This is a genomic window from Paenibacillus massiliensis subsp. panacisoli DSM 21345, assembly GCF_000426545.1.
GTDB lineage: Bacteria > Bacillota > Bacilli > Paenibacillales > Paenibacillaceae > Paenibacillus > Paenibacillus panacisoli.
In genome coordinates this window covers 341,648-368,112 of sequence record NZ_AUFO01000001.1, presented here as the reverse complement: position 1 = coordinate 368,112, position 26,465 = coordinate 341,648, and the positions used below count along the sequence as shown (strand labels likewise).

Genomic DNA, 26,465 nt, shown 5'->3' with positions numbered 1-26,465 from the left:
TTGCACTATATGTATGTTCATGTGCGAGCCGCTCCTTGGCAGCTTTTCTTTCATCCTATTGTACCAGAACATTCAAGCTTCTGATACCTAGACAGCTCAACCTGATTGCGCACAGGCAGACCAGCCTTAATACGCTTGCAGAAGCCCCCCAAAAATACTATGATGGTAAAGAATACATGAGCGCTCGGCAAGTAAGTCGAGGCGTTCACCAAGGGGTAGCTAAGATGACACAAACGAAACCGGTGCGACGTAGAGGTACGCCCGATTTCCAACTGCTAATACTGACATTACTGCTGGTCGGTTTCGGCGTAATCATGGTATTCAGTTCCAGTTCGAGCGTTGCCCTTCTGAACGAAAAATACAACAACGATGCACTCTATTTTGCAAAGCGCCAGGCAGGATTTGCTGTGTTAGGCCTTTTCGTAATGCTTGTTGCCATGAACATCCGAATGGAGAAATACAAGAAGCTATTTGTACCTTTATTCTTCGTTACTGTTCTTCTACTAATACTGGTATTGTTCATGAGCAAGCTGAATGGGGCCAAGAGCTGGTTCAACCTGGGATTGTTCGGCATACAGCCTACTGAGCTTGCCAAAATCTCAATTATCCTTTACCTATCGGCATTAATCGCCAAGAAAGGTGAGAAATTTCGAGATTTGCGTACGGGATACATACCTGTAATGGTTATTGTTGGCTTCGTGGCCGGTCTGATTATGCTCCAGCCGGATTTAGGGTCTTGCTTCATACTGGTAGCAACCTGTGGCCTAATTATCTATACGGGCGGAGCCAGTCTCAAGCATATTGTAGGCTCTGTACTGTTGTTCGTTCTAGGGGCAGGAATCGTGTTTGGAGCCGGGTCACTCCTTAGCTCGCTGACTCCCAACGATCAGCCGGGCGGTGGCACTAATTATAAGGTGGGACGGATCGAAGCCTTCCTTGACCCGAAAAAAGACCAACAGGGCTCAGGCTATAATTTGCTGCAATCGCTAAGAGCCATCGGTGAGGGTGGCGTGACAGGCTCTGGATTTGGACAAGGTATCGTGAAGCTGCATTATCTCCCGAATCCATTTAATGACTTTATTTTCTCAGTCATCGGTGAAGAGCTTGGCTTTATTGGAACTACGATGTTTCTGCTATTATATCTATACTTCATTTGGCGAGGCATGCTTGTGGCCTTGCGTTGCCATGATTCGTTCGGCACCCTTGTCGGCACAGGTATAATGGGACTGATTGCGATTCAAGCTTTCATTAACATCGGCGGTGTTACCCAGACCATCCCGATGACAGGTGTTACTTTGCCGTTCATCAGCTACGGGGGGTCATCATTGCTTGTCATGATGCTATCTATGGGAATCATGCTTAGCATTTCCCGGGAGAATTCCAGGCAGAGCATACAAGAACGGACGACCGGAGTTCAGATACGAACTCAGACCCCTTCAACACCGTTCGAGCGTAAGCGCGCTAATCGTTCACGCTGAGCCGCTGAGTGCACATTTCTCCACAAAAAGACTGACGGATTAATAATCCGTCAGTCTTTTTTGCAACCCAGCATGCAATGTTACATCAATTATAATGTCTCGTTTACTGGTTGGTGCTATCATGTAGCCCTTGGAACATACACCCCGATTCACAAATCAGGAACACTGTATGCCAATTAGAGTTCATCTTCCTTGTTGAATACTACGCCTTCCACCTTGACGTTAACCTCAACAACCTTGAGGCCCGTCATGGTCTCAACCGCTTCCCGTACATTCTGCTGGAGCATGCGGCAGACCTCGTGGATCGGTGTTTCATAGAGAACCATGATGCGGAGATCAATGGCGGCTTCCAGCTGACCAACTTCAACAGTCACACCTTTTTGAACATTTTTGCCGCTTAATCTTTTCGCCCATCCATCAGACAATCCTCCCGACATTGCAGCAATGCCAGGCGTCTCCAGCGCAGCAAGTCCTGCGATCTTGGCGACGACATCGTTGGATACTCGGATACTTCCGCTCTCTAATTGCAGTTGTTCTGCCATGCCACACATCCCCCTTCACCTTCATACTCGTATTGTAAATCCTTCCCCACTGCAAATGCAAACCCTGTTATGCATCTCTTTGTGAATATTTGGAGAGCCTATCCCCGTACAGCCTTTACGAGGATACAGTGTCATACCTCGTTTATCTTTTATGTCGTTCTGGTTATATTAATTGAGCAAGGATTTACATATGAAAGACTCATCTATATAAACGAGGTGCACACAACATGTCCAAGCCGTTGTATCCCATTCTTCTCATTGTATTTTTCCTGCTGAGCGCTATTGGTTATTACGCAGGATGGAGTCCCATTATCCAGTTTATCCTGTCTGCCGCATCTGTAATCCTGGTAGCGGGCTTCCTTGGCAAAGCAACCGAAAGTGTAGCCCACTACGCAGGCCAGCGGCTGGGAGGATTTCTAAATGCCACCTTCGGGAATGCTGCCGAATTGATTATTGCCATCTTCCTGATTCGTGAAGGTCTGTATGATATGGTAAAAGCAAGCCTCACAGGCTCGATCATCGGCAACCTGCTGCTCGTACTGGGTGCTAGCCTGTTCGCAGGTGGCTTGAAGCACAAGGTTCAGAATTACAACGTTTCATTAGCTGGGCTCAGTGGCTCTCTGATGGTAGTGGCGGTCATTTCGCTGTTCATTCCGGCTGTATTCCTAAAGACACACTCCATTACTGATCAAGATACCGACACCCTCAGCCTAATCGTAGCAGGTGTGTTAATTGTGGCCTATCTTGCCTGGCTGCTCTTCTCGATGATTACTCATAAAGATTATTTATCGGATGTAACGGATCAGAAGGATGAGGAGCTCCCACATGAGCACGCTCCTGCCTGGAGCAAGCGAACCTCCATTATCTATCTGGTCATTGCCACGATTATGGTTGCCTTCGTCAGCGAGTGGCTGGTCGGCACACTGGAGACGTTTACCACACAGTTTGGCTTGAGTGAATTGTTTGTGGGGGCCTTCCTAGTGGCGATCATCGGGAATGCAGCGGAGCATAGCGCAGCCATCATGCTCGCCATGAAGAATAAGATCGGGGCTTCTGTCGAGATTGCTGTCGGTAGCAGCCTGCAAATTGCTTTATTTGTGGCACCCGTCCTGATCTTCATTAGTTATTTCATGGGAAATACCATGGATATTGTGTTCACCACCATTGAGCTCGTTGCCATCGGGGTATCTGTATTCATTGCCAAATCCATCACACAGGATGGATCGACTAACTGGTATGAGGGGCTGATGCTGCTGGCTGTCTACTTCATTCTCGGTGTATCCTTTTATCTGGTATAAAGAGGAGGAGCCCCTTCTCATAAGCTGAAGCTGGTATGCCTGCTACGAATAAAAAAAACGTCCATCGCCGTTCAATTGCATCTTAAAAAAGGCGGCTCTCTAGAAATAGAGAATCGCCTTTTTTATAGTCTGGAGCTAGGACCTCAAAAAAAGCATGCAGGTATGATCTGCATGCTCCTGTATCGCTTCAGCAGCTACAAAGCTACTCCTCTTTGTTGTTCATTGCTTCATACAGAAGAGCCAAATTGCGTTCCAGCTTGCTCACCAACTGTTTGCCCGCATGCTCTGGAAGAAGTCCTGCACGAACAGCAAAGTCTACCTCCTTGGAAAAACCATACATTTGGGTATCCAGAACTTCCTCATAGAGAGGGCAGTAACGGGTAGCCAGATTCTCCATCTGTACTTCAATAAGCTTCTGTATTTTATCCGCATCTTCCTGAAGAAGACTGATTGCTTTCAGGTGTAGCTGCTCTTGCAAATCAGATGAAGTCACATTCTTCCCCCCTCTGTCTTGGTATAACCTAAAGACATCCTGTCTTTAATATTAGACGAATTCAGGCGTCAATACAAGAACCTCTGCTTAAAAAACGTCCCACAATATCCGTACAGACAGGGAAAAGCATAAAAAGCAACATTTTCGGAGGCACTGATGCCCCATTATTAAAACAGGTGCCGCCCTATAAGGGCGACACCCGCAATGCACTAATATAACTAGTTTTGAAGCTACACAGATCGAATCTGATCGATCTAGTCAGTCACGACTTGAATTTCCATGCCGTGCTTGGCAAATACCTCTGCCATAGCTTTCTTAGCCTCATCTGCATCTGGTCCGTGCACATGGAGCTCGTAGCTGTGGCTATTCACCAGTGTGGTGAACAATCCCAGAATACTCTTCACATCAATGTACTTGTTGTCCGAATGAAGCACGATGGACGATGTGAACTTACCTGCGGTCTGGGCGATTTCTACTACTGCTGCATTGTTACTGGACATATGAATCCCTCCGATTTAACTGGATTACCTTGTTGTATCATATGATTTATTACTCCATTCATGATACATTGAATCCGCTTTCTCAGCAAGAAATTAATCCTATTTCAGCTGATCTGGATTCAAGCACTCCAATTCAGGCAAGACGAAGATGCCATCCTTGCGAATCAGGACATCGTCAAAGTAGATCTCTCCGCCGCCATATTCAGGGCGTTGAATGAACACCAGATCCCAGTGAATGGAGGAGCGGTTGCCGTTATCAGCCTCTTCATAAGCCTGACCTGGTGTGAAGTGCAGACTGCCGGCAATCTTCTCGTCGAACAGGATGTCCTTCATTGGTGTCAAAATGTACGGGTTGAAGCCAATTGCGAATTCACCAATGTAACGTGCGCCTTCGTCTGTATCCAGGATTTCATTCAGCTTGCTGCTGTTGTTGCTCTCTGCTTCAACAATTTTTCCGTTCTCGAACCGGAATTTCACATTGTCGAAAGTCACACCATTGTACAGAGTCGGTGTATTGTAGCTGATCGTACCATTAACCGAATTACGGACAGGAGCAGAATAGACCTCTCCATCGGGAATATTGCGTTTGCCTGAGCACTTGATAGCTCCAATATCTTTGATCGAGAAGGACAGGTCTGTTCCCGGTCCGGTAATACGCACCTTGTCTGTACGGCTCATCAGGTCAGCAAGCGCGTCCTGTGCTTTATCCATCTTGGCATAATCCAGCGTGCATACATCGAAATAGAAGTCCTCAAAGGCCTCTGTACTTGTATTCGCCAGCTGAGACATACTTGCATTAGGATAACGAAGAACTACCCATTTGGTATGCTTGACACGCTGTTCACTATGTATCGGATGCGAGTACAATGAGTTGTACAGCTTCATCTTGTCCTCTGGAACATCGGATAGTTCATTTACATTTTCGCCTGCGCGAATACCAATGTATCCGTGCATTTGCTTCATACGCTCCAGGTCCAGCTTTGCCCATGTCTCAATCTGCTCACGATTGGCATTGCGCAGCATCACTCGTTGCACCCTGCGATCCGTCAGCTCAACGAAGGCATTTCCCCCACGCTTAGCTATTTCCTCAATGATGGCGTTAAGCAAATCCCGCTCCGAACCGATCATCTCTACCAAAATATTCTCGCCTGGCTGAACATCAACAGAATAGCCGACAAGTGTCTCTGCCAATTTTAAAATTCTTGGGTCCTTCATAAACTCTCTCCTCTATGCTTGCTTTGTCCATTCATTCCTAGGCATTTTGCAAGCTTTTAATTTACAGTGTTAGCCATTATGTAATCACCTGCAAATGCACATTTGAACACAGGTTAATTTTTCATTATTTATTGTATCACGTTCTTTCACACAACTTAATACCCTTCAAAAAAAACATCTGTCACCAATGCTTCTCCCTGTTCCGGATCCTTCTTATAGCTTAACTTCGTCTCGGAGGACAGACGCAATGGCAGACTGGTAGCCCTATCAATGGTCATGTGATAGACGGCACGTACCTCGGCATCCTCAAGTCTGTTCAGCATCTCGCTCTGCTCCTGCTTGCGGGTATGCTGAATCTCCTGGCGTAGCTCATCTTTATGAACGGTGGCTACTGCATTCATTTGCTGCAGTTGCTTCAAATAATGGGTCTCCATACTCTCCATCTCCGTAGTCAATTCATCACGAAGCATTTGCTTAGCATCGGCCGGAGTCAATTCAATCCGAAGCATTTTGACACCGCGGGGAGAACCGCTTTCCAATGATACAAGCTTATTGTAGCGGTCCAGCTGACTTAATTGATGAAAAGGATTGAATCGCCCCACTGTCCCATCCCACTCCCTGGTGCCCAATGAATTCAACTGCCACTTGCCTCGTTCACGCCGCATCATTGATTTTGGCCCGCCTTTGTTTTCAATAGAAAAAGGCTTGTGCTCGCTAGACGTCTTGTGTCCGGGGGCAAGCGTTGCTTCCTCCGACGGTAGTATTGTCCGAATCTCCACGACATCATGCCCACGTAAAGAACCCTCATAATGTATCTGCTGCTCAAACAAGCTGCTGTTAGATCTCCTAATCGCGGCCATTCCGCGGAAGCTCATACGTTCCTTACCCGCGATCCCAGCTGAAGCCATTCTGTACAGCTCCTGCGGCGTGTGGCCCTGATCTGCATGCAAGCAGCCCTCTGCCAGAAGTGTACAGATGATGATCACTGCGTATACTCGCCATCCTCGCATACCTACCGCCTCCCCAAATTCTAGGTTCAGCACAATAGGCTTCCCTACACACCCCGCTTATATTCAGAATTACAGTCTGCAAGCTGTGCCTAGCAGGGTCGGGAGAGGAAATAGGCCCTTAGAACAGATTTGGGCCGCTGAAGCGACAAATAAGCCCTCCTGCACGAAGCCATTGTGGCAGCGAGCTTAGGAGAGCTTACTGTTCATGAATCTAATTCGGTTCCAATCGTTGTACATCTGCTGCATATCATTCGATCTGGCCCATAAGCTCAGCGTCCAGATTCTCAAGCACCGTACGATTGCGCCCCTGCTTCTTGGCATCGTACAACGCCATATCAGCTCTATAGAACAGCTTCTCTATGCTGACCTGGTCGTCCATCCAGCTCCATTCCGCAATACCGCAGGAGATGGTAACTGACGGATCCGTCTCTCCTGGTACCTTCTTGCGGATCGTCTCGGCCACCTGAAGAGCCTGGTAAATACCCAACTGAGGCAAGTAGATGGCTAACTCCTCACCACCCCAACGGGCACTGAGATCCTCACTGCGGACACTATCCTTAATAATTCCGCTGACAATTTTCAGCACATCGTCGCCTTTCTGATGTCCAAATGTATCGTTAACTCGCTTGAACTGATCGATATCAATAAGAATAAGAGATCCACAGAAATCCTTCTGCTGATGCTCCTGAATGACCTTGTCCAGATAATGGCGTACGTGTAATCCTGTTAGCATATCCATATTAGCCAATCTTCTCACCTGTGCATGCAAGGAAGCATTCATGAGTGCGAGTCCGATGTGCGTCGAGAACATTTGGAGCAATTTATAGTTATTATACGAGAAATAATAGGGCTGTGTATGCGTCAGCATGATCGAGCCTCGGACCTTGCCGCTCATGAGCAGCGGCACACCAATCATGGATTTCGAGCCCGTCTCGTTCATTAGCTCGGACACAATCGCAGACTCCTTGCTATAATCGGAGACGATCACCGGTTCACCAGAACTCTGGATATAACCTGAAAATCCTGAATCTCCATATAGAACTCTATTTTCAAAAGCCCTCACGTTGCAGCCAATGATTTTTGAATGTTCTCCATTTTCTTCAAGCTGCACAATGCAGCAATTCTCGGCCTGAAAAATGGACATCAGTTCGAAGATGGCAAAATGAACGATATCGGTAAGCTGAAGACTCTGATTCAGGCGTTGGACAAGTTCGTTGATCAATCTGAGCTCCTGGATGAGCAGGTTGGACTGCTCCAGCAGGTTAGCGTTCTCAAAAGCTACTCCAGCTGTGTCCGCCATCATCGTAATCAGGCTGATATCCATTTCGCTCATTTCCTTCTGCCCTGGCGGCAATTGCAGATGCACAACACCATATGTGCCCTGCTTGCCCTTCAATGGGATGCCAAGCTCGGTGATCTCCTGACCGTCCACCTGTCCCACTGCAGGCTGGCCACTGACAAAGGCCTTCACGCTGACATTGCTGCTCTTCTGATCCAGAAGTAGCTGTTTTACCCGCAGATTGAGATTCTGCCTCTCCTGAGCCATATACAATGTAATCTCCACATCGGGGAACATGTCCGATATACTGTCGAACACCTCATCCAGCACTGCATCCACTTCGATCTTGTCATGCATGCGCTTTACCAATTGAAATAGAATAGACGGCGTCTTGGACGGGCCACCCACCGTATTCTTCGAGTGCAGAAGATCTGCAACGAACAGACTCTCGAATTTCTGATAGAACACGCTACGGTAATGTAATGCAGCCGTCTGAAGTGAGTCTGTGCTAGGACCCGGAGCAACGCTGGTCGCCTGCGCTGGTATCTTGAAGAGCAGAACAGCAAACAGGTCATGATGACCCCTAGAAAATAAGGGAACACCGTAGACGACGTTGCGAATACCACCCGGGGATTCTTCAATCGTGTGCTCACATGCACCGGAAGTCAGTACTTTTGACGCACAGGCTTGATATACCTCGGTCTCCCATGCACCAGCTATCTGTGCACTTCCGGTGTTAAATACGGCTGTGGAGAATTTCCGTAGCCACTCTAATCCTTCAGACTGCCTAATCCAGTCTGTATATGCGGTAAGCAGCAGATTATCAATGTATGGAAAATCCAAAGGCGTAATGTCCATGTTTTGCAGCCAAGAAAGAAAATCCGGGCATTGCCCGTCTAACAGCGGCTTTATTGGATTGGTCTTGTTACTCACGAGGACGTTGTCATCCGCTGATGGAAATTCTGACATATCGGGCGCTCCTTCACAGCAATGATATAACCCTCCTCCTGTACAAATTCTCAACAGAAGGCTGGATATCTTGTACAACTCCTTCTAGCGCAATTCTGAAAGGCATCTAACACGAAGACGCAATCGAGGAATGTAGACATGCTCTATTTTACTCCTTTCCCTTCGCATTTGCATCCATTTTTCAGTGAATCGGCCCAAATTTTTAGTCCATTAGACCTATCGACATTTTTTGACGTTTTCTTTTTTTTATTTTCTTGACATTACCACTACGTTTCATATAATATTTATTGTTGATGAAGACTGGGTGGTATACATTACTGCTCCGGTCTTAAATTTGGGCGAAACGGTTGTGTCACCCTCATCTGTTGTGTTGCTCACAGGACAGCGGCTGAACTTTCCTGTCAGTTGTGCATGATCTGATTTACATGCCAGACACTCTAGAGCGCAAAGAGAGCCCGACTCAAATTTAATTATGAAGGAGTTAACTCTATAATGGCACGTTACACTGGTCCTAAATTTAAATTAAGCCGTCGTCTCGGTATTTCTCTGAGCGGCACTGGTAAAGAATTGAAACGCCCTTTCCCACCGGGACAACACGGTCCTAACCAACGCAGAAAAATGAGCAACTACGGTATGCAGCTGCAAGAAAAGCAAAAGCTGCGTCACATGTACGGTCTGGGCGAGAAGCAATTCCGCACACTGTTCAACAGAGCTCAAAATATGCAAGGTATTGCCGGTGAGAACTTCATGTTCCTGCTCGAAAGTCGTCTGGACAACCTGGTATACCGTCTTGGATTTGCGAACTCCCGTGCGGGTTCCCGTCAATTGGTATCCCACGGTCACGTGACTGTGAATGGCAAAAAGGTAGACATCGCTTCTTACCAAGTATCTCCTGGTGATGTTATCGGTCTTCGTGAAAGAAGCCGCACAATGACTTCCATCAAGGAAGCATTGGAGAACCGTACACACCTGGCTTCTTACCTGGAGTACAACGATGCTGCGTTCGAAGGTAAATACATCCGTTTGCCAGAGCGTGCTGAGCTGTCCCAAGATATCGATGAGAAGCAAATCGTCGAATTCTACAACCGTTAATTTGTAACTAGAATTACCGAAAGGAGAGTCTCAAGAGCAAATCAGCTCTTTGAGGTTCTCCTTTTTTTCGTATTTATGAATGATGTACTACATTGATTGCATCAACTTTTGTATTTCCCCTGCCTTTTTTTACAATTATAAGCGTTCCTGAATCGTCAGTTTTCAAAAGACAGGCTTATGTGCTTATGGGTCGAACCCATGTTTTTGTGCTATAATAGTGCCTGTTAAAAGGAGGAAGACTTGATGACTGATGAGAACAAAAAAGTCCCTAAACGTCAAGTATCCCGTTGGAGGAAATTTTTCCGCGGACTGGGCATAACCATGAAATGGCTATTCGTTCTAGCCTTTATGGGCATCCTGTTTGCCGGTGGAGCCGTATCAGGCTACGTCGCTTCCATCGTTAAGGATGACCCCGTGCGTTCTAGGGCTATGATCGAACAGCAGATAGGCGAAAATGCGATTACTGGCTTCGCATATTTCAATGACGGTTCACCGATCGGACAGCTTCGTACGGATGAGGACAGACGTCCAGTCAGTCTGGACCAGATTCCTCAGATCGTCATTGATTCTGTCATTGCCATCGAGGACAATCGTTTTTATGAACATAAAGGTGTAGATATCTCTGGAACACTTCGCGCTGTCAAACAAAGGGTGCTGAACGAATCCGTTCAGACAGGCGGCAGTACACTGACCCAACAGTTGGCACGTCGAGTCTTCCTGAGTCTTGATCAGACCGAGGATCGCAAGGTGAAGGAAATCCTCCTGTCCCTGCGTCTGGAACGATTCATGACGAAGGATCAAATTATCAGTGCCTATCTGAATAAAGTCCCCTTCGGCAAAGGCTCCAACGGATATAATGTATTCGGTATCAAGGCTGCCTCCAAAGGTATTTTCAATATTAATGATCTGAAGGAGCTTAACATCGCTCAAGCCGCTTATCTGGCAGGTCTGCCTCAGCTTCCGACTAGATATTCTGCTTATAACAGCAAGGGTGAATTCGTTGAAGAGAACTTCAATAGGGCGATGAATCGACAGAAGCTCGTGCTGAGCCGGATGCTGCAGGAGAACAAGATTACACAAGCTCAGTATCAGGAAGCACTGGCCTTTGACGTCAAAGGATCGCTGGCCAAACGCACCGTCAAGGCATATAACACCTATCCTTATCTAATGTTGGAAACGGAACGTCAAGCAGCACAGGTGCTAATGTCTGTCATGAACAATTCCGAGCAGACAGCGAATGCAGACACGCAAGGCAATAGCAGTGAGCGCCTGCAGGAAGCTATGGACCAACTCCGTACAGGTGGTTATCGCGTCTACACTACAATCGACAAGACGGTGTATAAGGCGATGCATACGATCTCGGAGAACGCTAACAACTTCTCTCCAACCAGCAAGAACAAGGGGATGGAACAGACAGCAGCTATCCTTATTGATCATAAAACAGGCGCCATCCTGGGAATGATCGAGGGACGGGATTTCAACGAGGAACAGATGAACTACGCTACGCAGATGGTTAGGCAGCCCGGTTCAGCAATGAAGCCCATTGCAGCCTTTCTGCCAGCTCTGGATAGTGGAGCAGTTCAGCCAGGAAGTGTCCTTGATGATTCCCCTATTATTCTGAAGAACAGCTCGAACAGCTATCATATTCCCAAGAACTCTAACAATCGTTATGAAGGACTTGTCACAGCACGCTATGCGCTGAATAAGTCGATGAATACCGTAGCGCTCAAGATCTTCAACGAGAAGGTTGGTATTAAGGATGCTTGGGATTTTGCCAAGAAGCTAGGGATCACCACCATCGAGGATAGTGATTATCAGGCACAGACCGGGGTACTGGGCGGCATGAAATATGGCGTGACCGTTGAAGAGCTGACAAATGCTTATGGTGCGATTGCCAACGGCGGACAATTCAATGATGCCTACATGATTGCCAAGATTGTCGACTCTAACGGCAATGTTGTATACAAGAAGGAGCACGAGCCTGTTCGCGTCTTCTCACCACAGACAGCCTATCTGATGACCGATATGCTGAGAACTGTCGTGACTGAGGGTACAGGTGGGCTGGTAAAGCGCAACTTCAAGCACAGCAATATTCCGATTGCAGGCAAGACCGGAACGACGCAATCCTATACGGATGTGTGGTTCGAGGGCTTTACACCAGATGTTACTCTAGGCGTCTGGGTTGGCTACAAGTATCAGGAGCATAAGCTGGAGACAACAGCTCAGAAGGAACGTGCACGCCGGCTGTGGGCCCAGATTATGAATGAAGTCGTCGAGCAGCGTCCTGAACTGTTCACAACCAAGTCATTCCCTGTCCCAGACGGGATCGTAACCAGAACTGTATCGGCTTACAGCGGTAAGATTCCAACTGCTATGACAGACCGCTTTGTGACTGACAAATTCAACAGCAAATTCGTTCCTAAGGAACGTGACGATGGAATTTCGAGAGCAAAATATATTACCTTCAATGGTGTCAATTACATCCCTAAAGATGGCACTCCTGACGATATGCTGAAGGAACGTACAGTAATCAAGCGTGAGAAACCGATCTCGGAGCTGATTAAGGAGCTGCAGAAGGCCTTGCCTTATGTCAAAGGACGCAGAGATATCTCCTATTATCTGCCGCAGGATGCTACGGCGGATATGCCGACGGATGTCGATCCGAGATCCGATGACGGCAGTGATCCATCTCCTCCATCCAATGTAAGTGCAGGGACGAAGGACGGGAACGCCATCATCACGTTTAGCGCAAGTCCAAATAAGGATGTCGTCGGCTATAGACTCTACCGGTCTACAGGTGGAGATTTCAGACGCCAAGGCAAAGTCGTCATGGCAGATGCTAGCAAGGTGTTCACGGCAGGCACAGGCCGCTATTATGTTACGGCTGTAGACGTCGCTGGTCGAGAATCTGCGCCTAGCGCTACCGTCACTGCGGGTGCTGCTCCACCGCCTGACAGCACACCACCTGACCAGACTGGTGAGCCTGTAGTACCTGCTGGACCTCCTTCAGCTCCAGCCGCACCTCAAGTGCAAGCAACAGCTAGTGGAATCTCCCTGTCCTGGCAGGGGAATGCCTCGGCTGAAGGAATTCAAGGGTATAACATTTACTATAGTGAGGACGGCAAAGATGCCTTTAATTTCTTAGGGACTGCTCAGAGTACCCATTTCAATTACAACTCACACAGTCTCAATAAAGGCTCATTCCGAATCAGCGCTATCAACGCAGCGGGTGAATCAGGACTTTCTCCTGCCACAAAGACTCCTTGATTGGTGAGGCGTAGATAAATAATAAAAAAAAGAAACCGATCCTATGATTCGAAATGGTTGTAATCTCCATTTCATCATAAGGATGGTTTCTTTTTTTGTAGAGGATAGAATTAATAAGTGTTCATATCAGTCCTCAATCGTTGATAGATCTCCTGTAGGCAGGTTTAGCTCCCAGGCCTTGAGTACACGTCGCATAATCTTGCCAGAGCGTGTCTTGGGCAGCTTTTCCCTGAATTCAATCTCACGGGGAGCCGCATGCGCCGAGAGACCCTCTTTTACAAATTGGTAAATCTCAGCCTTCAGCTCTTCTGTCGCTGCATAGCCCTCACGCAAAGCTACAAACGCCTTAATCAGCTCTCCACGAACAGGGTCAGGCTTGCCGATCACCCCAGCCTCTGCAACTGCAGGATGCTCTACCAGCTTGCTCTCTACCTCAAAGGGGCCGATCCGTTCCCCAGAGGAATTGATCACATCATCAATCCGCCCCTGGAACCAGAAGTATCCATCCTCGTCCATATAGGCAGAATCTCCAGATACGTACCAGCCCTCAAAGCGGAAATATTCCTGATACTTATCCGGGTTATTCCAGATCGCTTTCATCATGGAAGGCCATGGGGTTCGAATCGCCAGATGTCCCATATGATTCGGTGGGAGCCTGTGCCCCTGTTCATCCAGAATAGCAGCTTCAATCCCTGGTAGCGGCTTACCCATGGAGCCAGGCCTGATCGCCATCTCCGGGTAGTTGCAGATGAGCTGACCGCCCGTCTCCGTCATCCACCATGTGTCATGTATGCGCTGGCCATAGGCCTTCCAGCCCCAACGAACGACCTCCGGATTCAGCGGCTCTCCGACGGACATGACATGCCGTAGACTGGTCAGATCATATTTATCCAGAATATCCGCACTTGCACCCATCAGCATGCGAAAAGCGGTCGGTGCACTGTACCATACCGTTACCTGATAGCGCTCAATCGTGCGGTACCATTGCTGCGGGTTAAAGCGCCCTCCTCGAATGACATTGGTTGCTCCATTCAGCCAGGGGGCGAAGATACCGTAAGAGGTTCCTGTCACCCACCCTGGGTCAGCTGTGCACCAATAGATATCATCCTCACGCAGATCAAGCACCTGTCTGCCTGTATAGTAGTGCTGAATCATGGCATTTTGGACATGGTACACTCCCTTCGGTTTGCCTGTCGAGCCAGAGGTGTAATGAATGATTAATCCGTCCTCCCGATCCAGCCACTCCGGCTCCAGCTCATAGGAGGCCTCACCCATCTCGTGCTTCCAGTCAATGAGTCCATCCTCTATATTCACATTGTCTCCTACTACAAAAATATGCTTCAGGTTCGGCAGCTCCTCGCGCCGAATACGTGGTAACAGCTCTGGTGTCGTTATAATCGCCACTGCTGAGCTATCCTCCAGCCGATCCTTAACAGCTGTCTCCATAAACGCTTCAAATAGCGGCCCCGCGATGGCCCCCACCTTCAAAATTCCTAGCAAGCCAATTATCAGCTCCGGTGAACGTGGCATGAACACAAATACACGATCCCCGCGGCCAATCTGAAATTTACGCAGTACATTACCTGAGCGGTTGGATTCCATACATAGCTGCATAAAGGTGTAGGATTCCTCACGGACATCATCAGCATAGAGCAGCGCCGTCCTGTGCCCCCGCCCCTCATATACGTGCCGATCAATGGCTTCATGTGCCATATTCACCTTACCTGTCGTATACCAGGTGAAGTGGCGTTCTATCTCCTCCCACTGAAAACGCTTGCAGGCTTGTTCATAATTGCCCATATTGGAACCGTAAACAACACTTTCCATTGATTCATTATGCATGAATTCTCGCCTCCTCACGACTGATAAATGAGATTCCTCATCTTGCTCGTTTATTTTGGCTATTGGAAAAATGTGAACTTTTTATGTCTAAATCAGTATAGCATAGCACACTTGTGACCGCTATTCTTTTCAAAGAATTGTTTTTTTGCTATAAAAAGGGGAAGACAGGTAAATCCGACATCATTTCGAGGAAAGGAGCCTGTTCATGCAGCATACGAAAATATACCAGCAGCAGCAGCTTCCGCATGCCGAAATACCATTGGTGGTGGAGGGTCCGGTAGCCGCCGAATATTTGGAGGGACTTCAGCTCCATGAGCAGCTCGATGCCTTCCGTAGACCACGGGAGCAGCATGAGGCTTTGATGGAGATTGCCGCTCTGCCAGAAGGAAGAGTCATTATCGCCAGAACGGATTCAACCATTGTCGGATATGTCACCTTCCATTATCCTGACGAGCTGGAGCGCTGGTCGGAGGCCAATATGGATGACCTGCTGGAACTGGGAGCCATAGAAGTAGCTTCTGATTATCGCTCCACCGGGATCGGTCGTGCACTCATCCAGACAGGATTTCGTGAAGGACAGCTCGATGATTATATCGTATATACGACAGAGTATTATTGGCATTGGGATTTACAAGGCTCGAAGCTATCCGTGTGGGACTATCGAAGAATGATGGAGCAGCTTATGAAATGTGTGGGGATGGTCTGGTACGCGACCGATGACCCTGAGATTTGTTCACATCCTGCGAACTGCCTTATGGTCCGTGTGGGGCCGAATGTCTCATTATCCTCCGAGGAAGCCTTTGATCGGGTTCGTTTTCAGCGACGTAAAATGTATTAGCCATACATCCGCTTACAGCAAAGGTTGGTGGTGAAGTGAACCTAGTGAACCTGCACAACCACCACCAACCTATTACCTTCGCTTGAAGCAGGAGGTCGCTTCTGTTTCAGTAGGTAGCTTCCGCGGTCAGCACGCATAGCAGCTTAGTGGATCGGGAGATGCTTGAGCATGTAATCTACGATGGCATGTGAGCGCCGGGATGCCTCTACTGTGAACTCTGCAAAGCTGGTATGGGCTGAGCCATCCGCCTTATCCGACATGGATCGGAGAACGACGAATGGGATGCGGTGCATATGGCATACCTGTGCCACTGCTGCTCCCTCCATTTCTGTACAGGCCCCTTGCATCTCCTGATATAGAGATGCTACCTTTTCCACACTGGCAATGAACTGATCGCCAGACAGCACCTTCCCAATTCGGTAATTGGCTCCGAGAACCGTACATGCTTGCTCTGCCAATTGAATCAGTGCGGGGTCGGCTGCAAATTCCGAGACTTCCTGATAAGGGATGATCCCTTTCGCGAATCCAAGCGGCGTGACATCCATGTCATGCTGCATACAGGTCGATGAAATGACTATGTCACCCACATTCAGCTCTGGTTCGATGGCACCAGCCACTCCTGTAAAGAGAATAGTCGTCGTCTGAAAGCGATCAATGAGAATCTGTGTAGTCACCGCCGCGTTCACCTTGCCGACACCTGATTTGCAGATAACCACTCGCCGCCCCTCAATCTCTCCCTCGACATAGGTAATTCCTGCCCGCTCTACTCGATTCTGTTGTTCCATTGAGGACAGCAGCAATTCAATCTCCTCATCCATCGCTCCAATAATCCCTATCACTTCACTCATGATTACGTTCTCTCCTTTTCCCTGCTGGATCTATTGAGCGACTCCTCCAAGGTCTGATTTCGAAAAAAAAGCTCCCGTAAAGGAGCTTTCTTCCTGCTTGATCCCTTGCACGCAAAAGATCAAGTCATATATTGTATCTATAGGTCTAATCTAGTCCACAGAGCTTACAGACAGACGCAGAATCGTCTCATGCGGCAAAATTACGCGTGGATTCTCCACATTTTCCTTCTTCATCAGCTTAGTCAACAGACGCATTGCTACCGCGCCAAGATCATACATCGGCTGCGCGACTGTAGTAAGCTGAGGCCGCACCATGGAGGCCATACGAATGTTATCCACACTAATGATGGAGAAATCATCCGGCACCTTCAAGCCTTCATCCTGAATGCTGTGAATGGCACCAATAGCCATTTCGTCTGTAGCTGCGAAAATAGCGGACGGTTTTTTCTTCAATCCAAGAAAATATTTCATCGCTTCCACGCCAGATTCATAACGATAGTTGCCAATACGCACCAGGTCCTCCTGGTACTCAATTCCAGCTGTTTCAAGCGCCTTCTTATAACCTTGGAAACGCGCATAGCCGTTAGCAGGATCTTGAAGGGTTCCACTGATCATCGCGATCTGACGGTGTCCGTGACGAATCAGTGTGCTGACTGCGTCAAATGCTGCAGCTTCGTGATCGATATCCACGGATGGATAAGAGCCCTTCTCGTCGCTCGTTGCACACAATACAATAGGCACAGCGGACGACTGAAACGCTTGAATATGCTCGTCCGTCACCGTACCTCCCATGAAGAGCAGTCCATCCACCTGCTTCTCTAGTAGCGTATTAATGACGCGGATTTCCTTCTCTTTACGTTTATCAGCGTTACACAAGATAATATTGTAGTGGTACATGTTAGCTATATCCTCGATACCACGCGCAATCTCCGCAAAAATCGAATTAGATATATCCGGAATCACGACCCCAACGGTCGTGGTCTTCTTACTTGCGAGTCCCCTTGCGACAGCATTCGGACGATAGCCGAGGCGCTCAATAGCTTCGTACACCTTCTTGCGGGTCTGGGGCTTTACGTTAGGGTTATTGTTGACTACGCGGGATACGGTCGCCATCGACACGCCTGCTTCGCGAGCAACATCATAGATCGTTACCGTCACATTCCTTCTCTCCATTGCCGATAAATTTTCGTTGCAGTTCTCCAGGTACCGTTATGTATTTCGCATCTACCATCCGAATCGGTACTGCCAGTATAATCATATCCCGGAGTTGCCTATGTACCATACTGCATAGAATAATGAGATTCAGTGGAATTTTGAAGCAATGTGTGCAAAATACTATTTTAAAACATGATACGACAAAAACCTTAATTGCGCAATGACAGGCCTTCTTAGACCTGACTCAGGGTGTCTTGAAGCGTTCCAGCTGTAATATCCGAATGGGAGGTATGCCAGACGACTGAGCCATCCTTCACAAGGATAACCTGAGGTGATTCATGCTTCACTTGAAGTACCTCAGCTGCCTCCAGAGACACTGGACGATCCTCAACCACAAGGATGATACCGTATTCAAAATTGTCGTTGGCGGAACGCAGATAATTCTCTACCTCTTGATGCGCACGGGCACTGATTGGACAGCGTGTGCTGTGTTTGAACACAAGCACAGGCTTGTCCGAAGATGCGTCCAGTACCGCGTGTAATTGCTCCGAAGTGTGGATCGGGTTCAAAGTAGCCATTGGACATGCATTCCTTTCACTGATAGTCATAATTACATGGTAACAAAAAGTGCATGCAAAATCCAATGATGGCCATGAAAATTTTCATGAAAAGTATCAAGCGTCAGTTAACAACGGATCATTGGTGCAATCCGGGAGCTGAGCCAGCCTCTCTTGAAGCTGTGACTTCCACGCCTCGTCCCCACTTTGGGAAGCAACACGATAAAGATCCAGCAAGAGATTAATCCTGTCCTGCCTTGCGGCTTCAAAGCGCTGTTCCCAATGCTCGCCAGGGGCATCGGTCTCATCTGCAATGAACAGACGTATGACATCCGCCAGCTCATTCCGCTGAGCAAACGATATGCTTTGCCGGGAGGGAGACTTTCCAAGCTCCGCAATCAAGGCTTTCATACGTCCGGCAACCTGTGGCATGATCTCGTAACCACAGCATTCCTCACATACATATACAGGAACATGTCTGATTCTGACCTTGCGGGCATAGATAATCACTCGTAACTCCAGACCCATCGCCCGCCCGCAACTACAATGCTTGCGCATTTTCCAATACACCCCATTATCTAATTCTACGCCAATACATTTGAGATTCGACCTCTGGCCTTCATTTCCCTGCCTTTGTACAGAAGTTGAACAAATTGCCATACTTCGCGAAAAAAACGGATAAATTATCGAATTCCAGCACGGAGCCCTGTCCGTTTGGTGTATTACACGTCGAATGTTATATTAAAAGCATAAAGCAGAAGAAGGGATGTGTACACATGAGATTGGCTGGAAAAAAAGTAATTGCACTGGTAGATGAAGAATTCGAAGATTTGGAGCTGTGGTATCCCGTCCATCGAGTTCGTGAAGAGGGAGGAGAGGTGCATCTCGCAGGTGAGAAGAAGGGCAAGACTTACATCGGTAAATACGGGGTCCCTGCGGAGGCAGAATATGCATTCGATGAGCTGGATAGCCGTGATTATGATGGCATTCTGGTACCTGGCGGCTGGGCGCCTGATAAGCTAAGACGCTACCCCAAGGTAATCAACCTTGTTCAGGAAATGAATGCTGATCATAAGATCATCGGCCAGATTTGTCATGCCGGCTGGGTGCTGATCTCCGCAAAAATACTGAATGGTGTCACTGTGACCTCGACGCCAGGCATCCGCGACGATATGGAGAACGCAGGCGCAATCTGGAAAGACGAGGCTGTCGTAACAGACGGACATATCGTCTCTGCACGTCGGCCGCCGGACCTTCCGCCCTATGGCAAGGCATTTTGTGATCTGTTAGCAGCTAAAGGCTAATCAAGCTACCAGTACGTTGGCCGGATCGAATATATGTATAGAATCGCACAAGTGGGGAGCCCTGTCGACCACCGCTAAGCTCACTGTTGGCTCGAACGAAGTTGATAAGCACATAAAGAGTTAGCTCAAAGGCAGAACTTTGTTCTTCAGAGCTCCGTTGAGGCATTTGTAGCAATCTGAGACCATATAGGCTCATCTGCTGCATTCAGAGGCATTCTAAGCTCGGTGAGGCTCCGTTGTGGTGCTTTGAGACTCCGTGTGACTTTCCTGAGGCTTTGTTAAGCTTTTGTCAGATGGCTTGAAGTTTGCTACTACTGTCCCTGCAAAGGCCTCTGCGTCACTCTGACAGGCTCCTGTAGGACTGGACAAACTTTCATCACAACTCACCTACTTGTATGCACTTCACATTCAGCTCCAAATGATAAAGGGACGTCCGCAATTCTTTCTAGCGGGCGTCCCTTTCCTATTAAGATGCTATAGCTACAGTGTGATCACACTCAGTCATGTTCAGCTCTGCAGAGTCAATCAACCATTGATGTTCGTTATGGCACCCTTGCCTTCACAGCTATCCGAGTGCTCACCCAAGCAATGCTCTGTTGACCCGTGGCTGGTCTCGTCAGCTCTTGACCTGGTCGACTACAACCAAACCTGCTGCAACGGTTAATTTCTCCTCAATCTGCGCTGCATATGAGATGCCTAAGCATTCCTGAGCAATCACCTTCGCCTTGGAGGCCGTAGTATTCAGCACACGATGCTTCACACGAAGTAGAGACTGTGGCGACATACTGAGATTATGAATCCCAAGCTCCAGCCAGAGCGGAACAGAGCGCTCGTCCCCAGCCATTTCCCCGCATACACTTACCTTGATGCCAGCCCTGTGTGCTGCCTGCGCTATCATTTTGAGCATCCGCAGCACAGCAGGGTGATAGGGATGATACATGTGGGCAATTTGCTCATTCATGCGGTCTACAGCGAGTACATATTGTACCAGGTCATTAGTGCCGATGCTGAAGAAGTCCGCTTCCTCCGCAAGCAAATCCGCTATCAAGGCTGCCCCTGGCACCTCGATCATGATGCCCTTTTCCATACGCGGGTTGAAAGGAACACCTCGTTCCTCAAGCTCCTGCATCGCCTCAGCAAGTACCTGATTGGCTTCACGAAACTCCTCTACAGAAGAAATCATTGGATACATCAGGCGTACATTACCAGCCGCACTCGCTCGCAAAATAGCCTTCAGCTGCGTCTTGAATATATCACGTCGATCCAGGCTGATTCGAATGGCGCGGTAGCCCAGAAACGGGTTCTCTTCCTCTTGAAGCGGCAAGTAATCCAATTGCTTGTCCGCTCCTATGTCCAGCGTGCGGATGACAACTGGGTGAGAGCCAGCCTTCTCCGCCACACGTCTGTACACCTCGAATTGCTCATCCTCATTCGGAAAAGCAGGCCGATCCATATAGAGAAACTCGGTTCTAAACAATCCAACACCCTCGGCTCCATTCTTCAGGGCCATCTCCAAATCCTTAACTGAACTTATATTCGCAGCCAGATGAATTCGCTCGCCATCCTTCGTTACAGAATCGACAGTTGCGAGCAGTTCAAGCTGTTGCTTCTTACGAAGCTGCTCTGTACGAAGCTTCGTATAACGACGAAGTGCCGTCTCTCCAGGATTGACATAAACCTTGCCGTTGTCCCCGTCCACAATCATCATATCCCCGGTCTGAACCGGAAGGTTGTTGTTGCTTTCCAGCCCTGACACGAGAGGAATACCGAGGGCACGCGCCATGATAGCGGAATGGGAGGTCTTCCCGCCGATCAGCGTAACAATCCCTAGGACGTGCCCCGGATTCAGATGGGCGAGTTGAGACGGCGACAGCTCCTTAGCTACCAGAATATATGGCTGCGTGTCCTTCGGCAAGGTCACCTCAGGGGCCCCCAACAGATGCTTAAGCAAACGATTGCCGACATCCTTGATATCGAGCGCCCGCTCCTTCATATATTCATCGTCCAACAGATCGAACATCGTAACAAAATGATCAATGGCTTCCTTGACGGCTACCTCAGCAGCCTTATATTGTCGTTCAATGATGCCGCGAATTTCATTCATGAATGCAGGATCATCGAGAATGGCCAGATGAGCATCAAATATGCTTGATTCCTCCGGCCCCACGATTTCACGGAACTCATCCTTTATGGAATTAATCTCATCCTTGGAGGTCCGTATCCCTTCATACAATCGTTCAAATTCTTTGGCAAGGTCCACCGGGTCCATTCTTTGATCGGTTAAGTCCCACTCCCAGCTTGGTAGAACGAAAGCATTGCCGATGGCAATCCCCGAGGCAGCTCCTATGCCGTATATCATGTTTCAACCCCTCCAACATTCCTATCATACAGTACAACAGACATGACCGACGCTTGCCCCTTCTTCACCGTCTTGAACGGAGCGAAGCTCCATGACTTGATTCTGTCCGGATTCGTTATCACCATCGGTGTCACTAGCGAAGGCGCTAGCTGACGTAAAGCCTGCAGATCGAACTTGATCAGCAGTTGTCCTGGCTCTACCTGATCACCAGCAGCCACCAGGGCCGTAAAATGACCCTTGAGCTGTGATGTATCAATTCCGATATGCAGTAGCACTTCGATGCCGTCGAGTGTCTCGATCCCGATGGCGTGCATGGTCGGATACAGATGCATGACCGTGCCGTGCACAGGCGAGACCAGCTCCCCCTTCTCCGGAATGAAAGCTACACCGTCACCCACGAGCTTGGCAGCAAAAATCTGATCAGGAACTTCATGAATCGGAAGCATTTTTCCTTGCACCGGAGCGTTGAATAGCACCTGAGTGAGATCACGCTGCAGTAGCTTGGCAATCTCCTCCCGAATGAGCTCTGAATACGTTCCGAAGACGACCTGCACATTGCCGCCTCCCAGCTTGATCAGACCTGCCGAGCCCAGTGCTTTCATAGCTGTCGTATCAATAAGCCTGTCATTATGTACAGTCAGCCGTAGCCTTGTGATACAGGACTCCACCTGCACGATATTCTCCTTGCCTCCAAGCGCCTCCAGAATCAGTGGAGCACGGTAAGGAATGCTACCGGCCCAGTCCTCCAGTACAGACCCTTCCTCCCGACCTGGCGTCGGAATTCGGAACGTACGGATGGCCCAGCGAAACAGCACATAGTAGATTAGCCCGTAGGCAATGCCCACAGGAATGAGCAGCCAAGCATTTTCTGACAAGTGGAAATTAAGCACATAATCGATAAAGCCTGCCGAGTAGGAGAAGCCATGCCTTATATCCAGCTCGTAGGTCAGCCACATGGCCAGCCCTGACAATACAGCATGCACCAGAAATAGATAAGGAGCTGCGAACAAAAAGGCAAACTCAATCTGCTCGGATACCCCTGTCAAAAAGCATACGAACGCTGCCGTGAGGAACGTCTTGCGAATCTTCGGCTTCAAATCCTCACGAGCTTCCTGAATGATCGCAATGGCTATCGCCGGAAGCGCAAACATCATAATAGGGAATAACCCTGACATGAAGTAGCCTGCTGTCGGGTCTCCACTGAAGAAGCGAGGCAGGTCACCCTGCACGATATGTCCAGAAGGCGTCTCATAGGTCCCAACCTGGAACCAAAATACATTATTCAGCAGATGATGAAGCCCAAATGCCACAAGTACCCGATATAAAATGCCATACAGGAACAGGCCAAAGCCTCCCATATGCTGCTCCAGATCAGCCAACTGCCCCAAGAGCCCTTGGAGTACCGGGGCAATACCCAGCATCAGAAAAGCAAATAGGGCAGAGAAAAGCCCGATGACCAGTAGCACAAAGCGTGAACCGCCAAAAAACTGCAGTACCTCTGGAAGCTTGATGCTCTTGAAGCGATTATGCGTGACCGCAGATATGACGCCCAAGATAATACCTATAAGGGTGGCTGGATGTACCAGTCCTTGCCCGAAATATTTCGTAACCTGGTCGTAGATGGCCATTCCGGCCAAAGCAGCAAGCCCCGCTTGCCCTGCCTGATTCGACATGCCGAGAGCTACACCTACAGCAAAAAAATAAGGCAGAAAGTAAAAAATGCCGTTCCCGGCCGCCTGAGCCACCTCTGCGATCAGTGGCAGACCCCATTGGTTCCAAGGCAGACTCGCCAGACTAAGGAGTATGGCAGCCGCAGGAAGCACCATGGTTGGCAGCATAACCGCGCGGCCCAACCGCTGTAAGGATCCTAGCCAATTCATGGCTATCCTCTCCTTTCTATCATGATGGTAAGCGGTCGGCTGTCATTTGTCAAAAATTTTCAAAGCAAAACGAACCCGATGAGACCATCGGATTCGTTAAGCTGACACCCAAGGTAACACCTTCATCTAAGAAGCAAGGGTCTATGGCCGATTCGGGCGGGTGATAGCCTCCTCGACTTTAATACAACGGTCCATAATGACCTGCATTCCATGGCTCGTTGCAATCTCTGCTGCCTCTTCACTTATGATTCCCTGTTGAAGCCATAATGTAGAAGCCTTCACCTCTACGGCTTCACGAGCGACATCCGCGCAGAATTCACTACGGCGGAAGACATTCACCATATCAATGGGTTCTGGGACCTCTTTCAATGATGCATAGCAGGTCTCCCCGAGAATAGTCTGCCCTGCCGCAGTGGGGTTCACCGGGATGATCCGGTAGCCTCTGCTCTGCATGGCCGCAGCCACCATATAAGATGTACGGTCCGTCTTGTCCGACAAGCCGACTACAGCAATATTACCTACTTGCTCAAGAATCTGGCGAATGGTATCACGATCAGGATTTGCATATGTCATCCTTCATCACCTCCATAGCTTGGCGCTGGGACTCTAGCTATCGCTTGACGCCCCGTGCCTGTTACATCCTCTCTATTATCTCACAAGGAAAGACTTGTCACTATGAATTATTGTGCCCGAATTATTGTACCCACTCAACATCGGCTCCAAGCGCACGCAAATGATCAAAATATTGCGGGTAGGATTTGGCCACATGATGTGCATCCTTAATTCGTAGCGGTTGTGCCGCTCTCAGACCGACCACAGTCAAAGCCATAATGACACGATGATCGAAATGAGCATTAATCTCCACCCCACCTGGAACACCTTCCGGGGTACCGTGGACAATAATTTCGGCCTGACGCTCCTCTACATGTGCCCCTGCTTTCTTCAGCTCGTTCAGATAGTCCGTAATCCGGTCACATTCCTTGTAGCGCAAATTCTCTACATTGTAGAAGCGGGAGGTTCCTTCGGCAAAGACAGCCGCCGCTACCATTGCCAGCACAGCATCCGTCGCCGCATCTCCATCGAACTCCACTGCCTTCAGCTTACCATTCCCCTGAATACGCACCACGTCGTTCTCATGCGTCAAAGGAACCTCCATCATCCGCAGTACATCAACAATAGCACGCTCACCTTGCTTGCTGTGCTCCATGAGCCGCTCTACAGTTACGTCAGAATGAGTAACCGCTGCTGCTGCCAAAATGGCTGCGCTGCCCGGATAATCCCCTTGCACAGTGTATTCACGAGCCTTGTAGGACTGACGGCCAGGGACGTCGAAGGACATGTAATCCTCACTGGCATCGACTGTGATTCCTGCCTGCTCCAGCACCTCCAGCGTCTGGCCAATGACCACTTTGGATTTGAGATCATGCAGCACTTCAATGTGACTATCCTCCTCCAATAGCGGCGTCAAGAACAGGAGTGCACTTAAATACTGCGAGCTAACGGAACCGGATACACGGATGTGACCGCCCTTAGGCTGACCTCCCCGAATACGAATAGGCAAGCGTCCTGCCTGATGCTCCACCTCTACCCCCATCTGCTCCAAGGCCTCAATCAGATCCAGATGAGGACGTTTGCCGAGCGATTCAGGGTAAGTGTTCACGAAGGTCACATCCGGCAGCAGCGCTGCTGTCCCCATCAGAAAGCGTAATACAGCCCCTGCGTTGCCTACGTTCAGTTCCGTCGCAGGATGGGGATTACGTCCAAAGCCTGTAATGACGATCTTCTCGTCATCCTCTTCCAGTACAGCTCCCAGGTCCGCAATACAGCGGCGCATAGCGTCACTATCCTCACTGTGTGCAGGGAAATGAATCGTGCTCGTGCCTTCAGCAAGAGCAGCCGCGAGTAAATAACGAGTCGTATAGTTCTTGGAGGACAGCGCTCCGAATTGACCCTTCAAGGAGGGAGTAGGTTTTACGATAACATCCATATACAATGCGCCCCTTATTTATAGTTTGGTAAGCCGTGGAATGAAGTGCTCCGTTGACAGCACAGACATGGCTTGGATATCATAAATGCCATGAGATATATCACAACCATTAGCAAAAAATAGCCGTGAATTTATCTCAAATGACATGAAATCAAACGAAATGAGGTCCGAACGATGACACAGATTGCCGAAATCGAGCCCTCTGTATTACGCCAGCGTCTCCAGGCCGGCGAGCGTCTGCAAATGATCGACGTCCGCGAGGATGAGGAAGTAGCAGCAGGCATGATTGAAGGAGCGAAGCATATCCCCCTTGGGCAAATTCCGGATCGTATCACGGAGATTGAGAACACGGGTGAGATTATCATCATCTGTCGCAGTGGCTACCGCAGCGAGCGTGCCTGTGAGTACCTGCAGCAGCATGGTTATACTGGCTGTACCAATATGGTAGGCGGCATGCTGCAATGGAATCAAGAGCAATAGGTCCGATACAACCTTCTATAGTCTCACAAAAAGAAGAGCGGTTAAGCCGCCCTTCTTTTTCATGGGACGATA

22 protein-coding genes are annotated in these 26,465 nt (G+C 48.8%); 7 read left to right on the top strand and 15 right to left on the bottom strand.

The features are described from left to right. Positions 1 to 224 precede the first annotated feature (224 nt). Positions 225 to 1,478: a putative lipid II flippase FtsW gene (gene ftsW / locus K331_RS0101575; RefSeq protein WP_028588917.1), complete on the top strand. Its 1,254-nt coding sequence runs from the start codon at positions 225 to 227 to the stop codon at positions 1,476 to 1,478. A gap of 176 nt (positions 1,479 to 1,654) precedes the next feature. On the opposite strand, the gene K331_RS0101570 is transcribed toward ftsW, so the two are convergent. After that, complete coding sequence (locus K331_RS0101570; protein WP_018887529.1) at positions 1,655 to 2,020, bottom strand: Asp23/Gls24 family envelope stress response protein; 366 nt, start codon at positions 2,018 to 2,020, stop codon at positions 1,655 to 1,657. Positions 2,021 to 2,247: 227 nt separating this feature from the next. Between K331_RS0101570 and cax the strand changes: the two genes are divergently transcribed. Next, a complete protein-coding gene (gene cax, locus K331_RS0101565) occupies positions 2,248 to 3,318 on the top strand; it encodes a calcium/proton exchanger (protein WP_028588916.1) in 1,071 nt (356 codons plus the stop codon). Between the two features lie 202 nt (positions 3,319 to 3,520). Here the strand turns inward: cax and K331_RS0101560 are convergent, their stop codons facing one another. From K331_RS0101560 to K331_RS0101540, 5 genes are all read right to left on the bottom strand, one after another. Beyond that, complete coding sequence (locus tag K331_RS0101560) at positions 3,521 to 3,811, bottom strand: YlaN family protein (RefSeq protein WP_018887527.1); 291 nt, start codon at positions 3,809 to 3,811, stop codon at positions 3,521 to 3,523. Positions 3,812 to 4,065: 254 nt separating this feature from the next. Next, positions 4,066 to 4,311, bottom strand: a complete 246-nt coding sequence (locus K331_RS0101555; RefSeq protein ID WP_028588915.1) for an HPr family phosphocarrier protein — start codon at positions 4,309 to 4,311, stop codon at positions 4,066 to 4,068. A 99-nt stretch (positions 4,312 to 4,410) separates the two neighbouring features. Continuing rightward, positions 4,411 to 5,526, bottom strand: a complete 1,116-nt coding sequence (locus tag K331_RS0101550) for an aminopeptidase (RefSeq protein ID WP_018887525.1) — start codon at positions 5,524 to 5,526, stop codon at positions 4,411 to 4,413. A 155-nt stretch (positions 5,527 to 5,681) separates the two neighbouring features. Next, complete coding sequence (locus K331_RS0101545; RefSeq protein ID WP_028588914.1) at positions 5,682 to 6,536, bottom strand: hypothetical protein; 855 nt, start codon at positions 6,534 to 6,536, stop codon at positions 5,682 to 5,684. Positions 6,537 to 6,783: 247 nt separating this feature from the next. Next, positions 6,784 to 8,784, bottom strand: coding sequence for a sensor domain-containing diguanylate cyclase (locus K331_RS0101540; protein ID WP_028588913.1), 2,001 nt, complete (start codon positions 8,782 to 8,784; stop codon positions 6,784 to 6,786). Positions 8,785 to 9,276: 492 nt separating this feature from the next. On the opposite strand from K331_RS0101540, the gene rpsD reads away from it, so the two are divergent. Beyond that, positions 9,277 to 9,876 (top strand): 30S ribosomal protein S4, encoded by a 600-nt coding sequence (gene rpsD / locus K331_RS0101535; protein WP_018887522.1) that lies wholly within the window; start codon positions 9,277 to 9,279, stop codon positions 9,874 to 9,876. A gap of 243 nt (positions 9,877 to 10,119) precedes the next feature. Continuing rightward, on the top strand, positions 10,120 to 13,143 hold the full coding sequence (locus tag K331_RS0101530) for a transglycosylase domain-containing protein (RefSeq protein ID WP_028588912.1): 3,024 nt from the start codon (positions 10,120 to 10,122) through the stop codon (positions 13,141 to 13,143). A 126-nt stretch (positions 13,144 to 13,269) separates the two neighbouring features. On the opposite strand, the gene acsA is transcribed toward K331_RS0101530, so the two are convergent. Next, on the bottom strand, positions 13,270 to 14,985 hold the full coding sequence (gene acsA / locus K331_RS0101525) for an acetate--CoA ligase (RefSeq protein ID WP_028588911.1): 1,716 nt from the start codon (positions 14,983 to 14,985) through the stop codon (positions 13,270 to 13,272). A 205-nt stretch (positions 14,986 to 15,190) separates the two neighbouring features. Here acsA and K331_RS0101520 point away from each other — a divergent pair, with 205 nt between their 5' ends. Beyond that, positions 15,191 to 15,823 carry a GNAT family N-acetyltransferase gene (locus K331_RS0101520; RefSeq protein ID WP_028588910.1) on the top strand — a complete coding sequence of 211 codons (633 nt, stop codon included), beginning with the start codon at positions 15,191 to 15,193 and terminating at the stop codon, positions 15,821 to 15,823. A 143-nt stretch (positions 15,824 to 15,966) separates the two neighbouring features. On the opposite strand, the gene K331_RS0101515 is transcribed toward K331_RS0101520, so the two are convergent. The 4 genes from K331_RS0101515 to K331_RS0101500 form a co-directional block, all read right to left on the bottom strand. Then, complete coding sequence (locus K331_RS0101515; protein ID WP_028588909.1) at positions 15,967 to 16,671, bottom strand: 5'-methylthioadenosine/adenosylhomocysteine nucleosidase; 705 nt, start codon at positions 16,669 to 16,671, stop codon at positions 15,967 to 15,969. Positions 16,672 to 16,821: 150 nt separating this feature from the next. Further along, positions 16,822 to 17,829 (bottom strand): catabolite control protein A, encoded by a 1,008-nt coding sequence (gene ccpA, locus K331_RS0101510; protein ID WP_028588908.1) that lies wholly within the window; start codon positions 17,827 to 17,829, stop codon positions 16,822 to 16,824. Positions 17,830 to 18,059: 230 nt separating this feature from the next. Further along, entirely contained in the window at positions 18,060 to 18,404 is a 345-nt protein-coding gene (ytxJ, locus tag K331_RS0101505; protein WP_018887516.1) for a bacillithiol system redox-active protein YtxJ, read from the bottom strand. A 96-nt stretch (positions 18,405 to 18,500) separates the two neighbouring features. Beyond that, positions 18,501 to 18,941: a hypothetical protein gene (locus K331_RS0101500; protein WP_028588907.1), complete on the bottom strand. Its 441-nt coding sequence runs from the start codon at positions 18,939 to 18,941 to the stop codon at positions 18,501 to 18,503. Positions 18,942 to 19,159: 218 nt separating this feature from the next. On the opposite strand from K331_RS0101500, the gene K331_RS0101495 reads away from it, so the two are divergent. Further along, complete coding sequence (locus K331_RS0101495; RefSeq protein WP_028588906.1) at positions 19,160 to 19,687, top strand: type 1 glutamine amidotransferase domain-containing protein; 528 nt, start codon at positions 19,160 to 19,162, stop codon at positions 19,685 to 19,687. Positions 19,688 to 20,303: 616 nt separating this feature from the next. On the opposite strand, the gene ptsP is transcribed toward K331_RS0101495, so the two are convergent. The 4 genes from ptsP to aroA form a co-directional block, all read right to left on the bottom strand. Beyond that, positions 20,304 to 22,046, bottom strand: coding sequence for a phosphoenolpyruvate--protein phosphotransferase (ptsP, locus tag K331_RS0101490; protein ID WP_028588905.1), 1,743 nt, complete (start codon positions 22,044 to 22,046; stop codon positions 20,304 to 20,306). Next, positions 22,043 to 23,926, bottom strand: a complete 1,884-nt coding sequence (locus K331_RS0101485) for a glucose PTS transporter subunit IIA (protein WP_028588904.1) — start codon at positions 23,924 to 23,926, stop codon at positions 22,043 to 22,045. Before K331_RS0101485 ends, ptsP begins: the two co-directional genes overlap by 4 nt. A 141-nt stretch (positions 23,927 to 24,067) precedes the next feature. Continuing rightward, the gene (locus tag K331_RS0101480) at positions 24,068 to 24,499 is read right to left on the bottom strand and encodes a CoA-binding protein (protein ID WP_028588903.1); all 432 of its coding nucleotides are present in this window, start codon (positions 24,497 to 24,499) and stop codon (positions 24,068 to 24,070) included. A gap of 121 nt (positions 24,500 to 24,620) precedes the next feature. Beyond that, positions 24,621 to 25,913, bottom strand: coding sequence for a 3-phosphoshikimate 1-carboxyvinyltransferase (gene aroA, locus K331_RS0101475; RefSeq protein ID WP_028588902.1), 1,293 nt, complete (start codon positions 25,911 to 25,913; stop codon positions 24,621 to 24,623). A gap of 174 nt (positions 25,914 to 26,087) precedes the next feature. Here aroA and K331_RS0101470 point away from each other — a divergent pair, with 174 nt between their 5' ends. Next, positions 26,088 to 26,393, top strand: coding sequence for a rhodanese-like domain-containing protein (locus K331_RS0101470; protein WP_028588901.1), 306 nt, complete (start codon positions 26,088 to 26,090; stop codon positions 26,391 to 26,393). Positions 26,394 to 26,465: the final 72 nt, after the last annotated feature.

What these genes read in the sequence shown, in the direction of transcription:
- ftsW (WP_028588917.1), top strand. Translation starts at nt 225, where the DNA reads ATGACACAAACGAAACCGGTGCGACGTAGAGGTACGCCCGATTTCCAA.
- K331_RS0101570 (WP_018887529.1), bottom strand. Translation starts at nt 2,020, where the DNA reads ATGGCAGAACAACTGCAATTAGAGAGCGGAAGTATCCGAGTATCCAAC.
- cax (WP_028588916.1), top strand. Translation starts at nt 2,248, where the DNA reads ATGTCCAAGCCGTTGTATCCCATTCTTCTCATTGTATTTTTCCTGCTG.
- K331_RS0101555 (WP_028588915.1), bottom strand. Translation starts at nt 4,311, where the DNA reads ATGTCCAGTAACAATGCAGCAGTAGTAGAAATCGCCCAGACCGCAGGT.
- K331_RS0101550 (WP_018887525.1), bottom strand. Translation starts at nt 5,526, where the DNA reads ATGAAGGACCCAAGAATTTTAAAATTGGCAGAGACACTTGTCGGCTAT.
- K331_RS0101545 (WP_028588914.1), bottom strand. Translation starts at nt 6,536, where the DNA reads ATGCGAGGATGGCGAGTATACGCAGTGATCATCATCTGTACACTTCTG.
- K331_RS0101540 (WP_028588913.1), bottom strand. Translation starts at nt 8,784, where the DNA reads ATGTCAGAATTTCCATCAGCGGATGACAACGTCCTCGTGAGTAACAAG.
- rpsD (WP_018887522.1), top strand. Translation starts at nt 9,277, where the DNA reads ATGGCACGTTACACTGGTCCTAAATTTAAATTAAGCCGTCGTCTCGGT.
- K331_RS0101530 (WP_028588912.1), top strand. Translation starts at nt 10,120, where the DNA reads ATGACTGATGAGAACAAAAAAGTCCCTAAACGTCAAGTATCCCGTTGG.
- acsA (WP_028588911.1), bottom strand. Translation starts at nt 14,985, where the DNA reads ATGCATAATGAATCAATGGAAAGTGTTGTTTACGGTTCCAATATGGGC.
- K331_RS0101520 (WP_028588910.1), top strand. Translation starts at nt 15,191, where the DNA reads ATGCAGCATACGAAAATATACCAGCAGCAGCAGCTTCCGCATGCCGAA.
- K331_RS0101515 (WP_028588909.1), bottom strand. Translation starts at nt 16,671, where the DNA reads ATGAGTGAAGTGATAGGGATTATTGGAGCGATGGATGAGGAGATTGAA.
- ytxJ (WP_018887516.1), bottom strand. Translation starts at nt 18,404, where the DNA reads ATGGCTACTTTGAACCCGATCCACACTTCGGAGCAATTACACGCGGTA.
- K331_RS0101500 (WP_028588907.1), bottom strand. Translation starts at nt 18,941, where the DNA reads ATGCGCAAGCATTGTAGTTGCGGGCGGGCGATGGGTCTGGAGTTACGA.
- K331_RS0101495 (WP_028588906.1), top strand. Translation starts at nt 19,160, where the DNA reads ATGAGATTGGCTGGAAAAAAAGTAATTGCACTGGTAGATGAAGAATTC.
- ptsP (WP_028588905.1), bottom strand. Translation starts at nt 22,046, where the DNA reads ATGATATACGGCATAGGAGCTGCCTCGGGGATTGCCATCGGCAATGCT.
- K331_RS0101485 (WP_028588904.1), bottom strand. Translation starts at nt 23,926, where the DNA reads ATGAATTGGCTAGGATCCTTACAGCGGTTGGGCCGCGCGGTTATGCTG.
- K331_RS0101480 (WP_028588903.1), bottom strand. Translation starts at nt 24,499, where the DNA reads ATGACATATGCAAATCCTGATCGTGATACCATTCGCCAGATTCTTGAG.
- aroA (WP_028588902.1), bottom strand. Translation starts at nt 25,913, where the DNA reads ATGGATGTTATCGTAAAACCTACTCCCTCCTTGAAGGGTCAATTCGGA.
- K331_RS0101470 (WP_028588901.1), top strand. Translation starts at nt 26,088, where the DNA reads ATGACACAGATTGCCGAAATCGAGCCCTCTGTATTACGCCAGCGTCTC.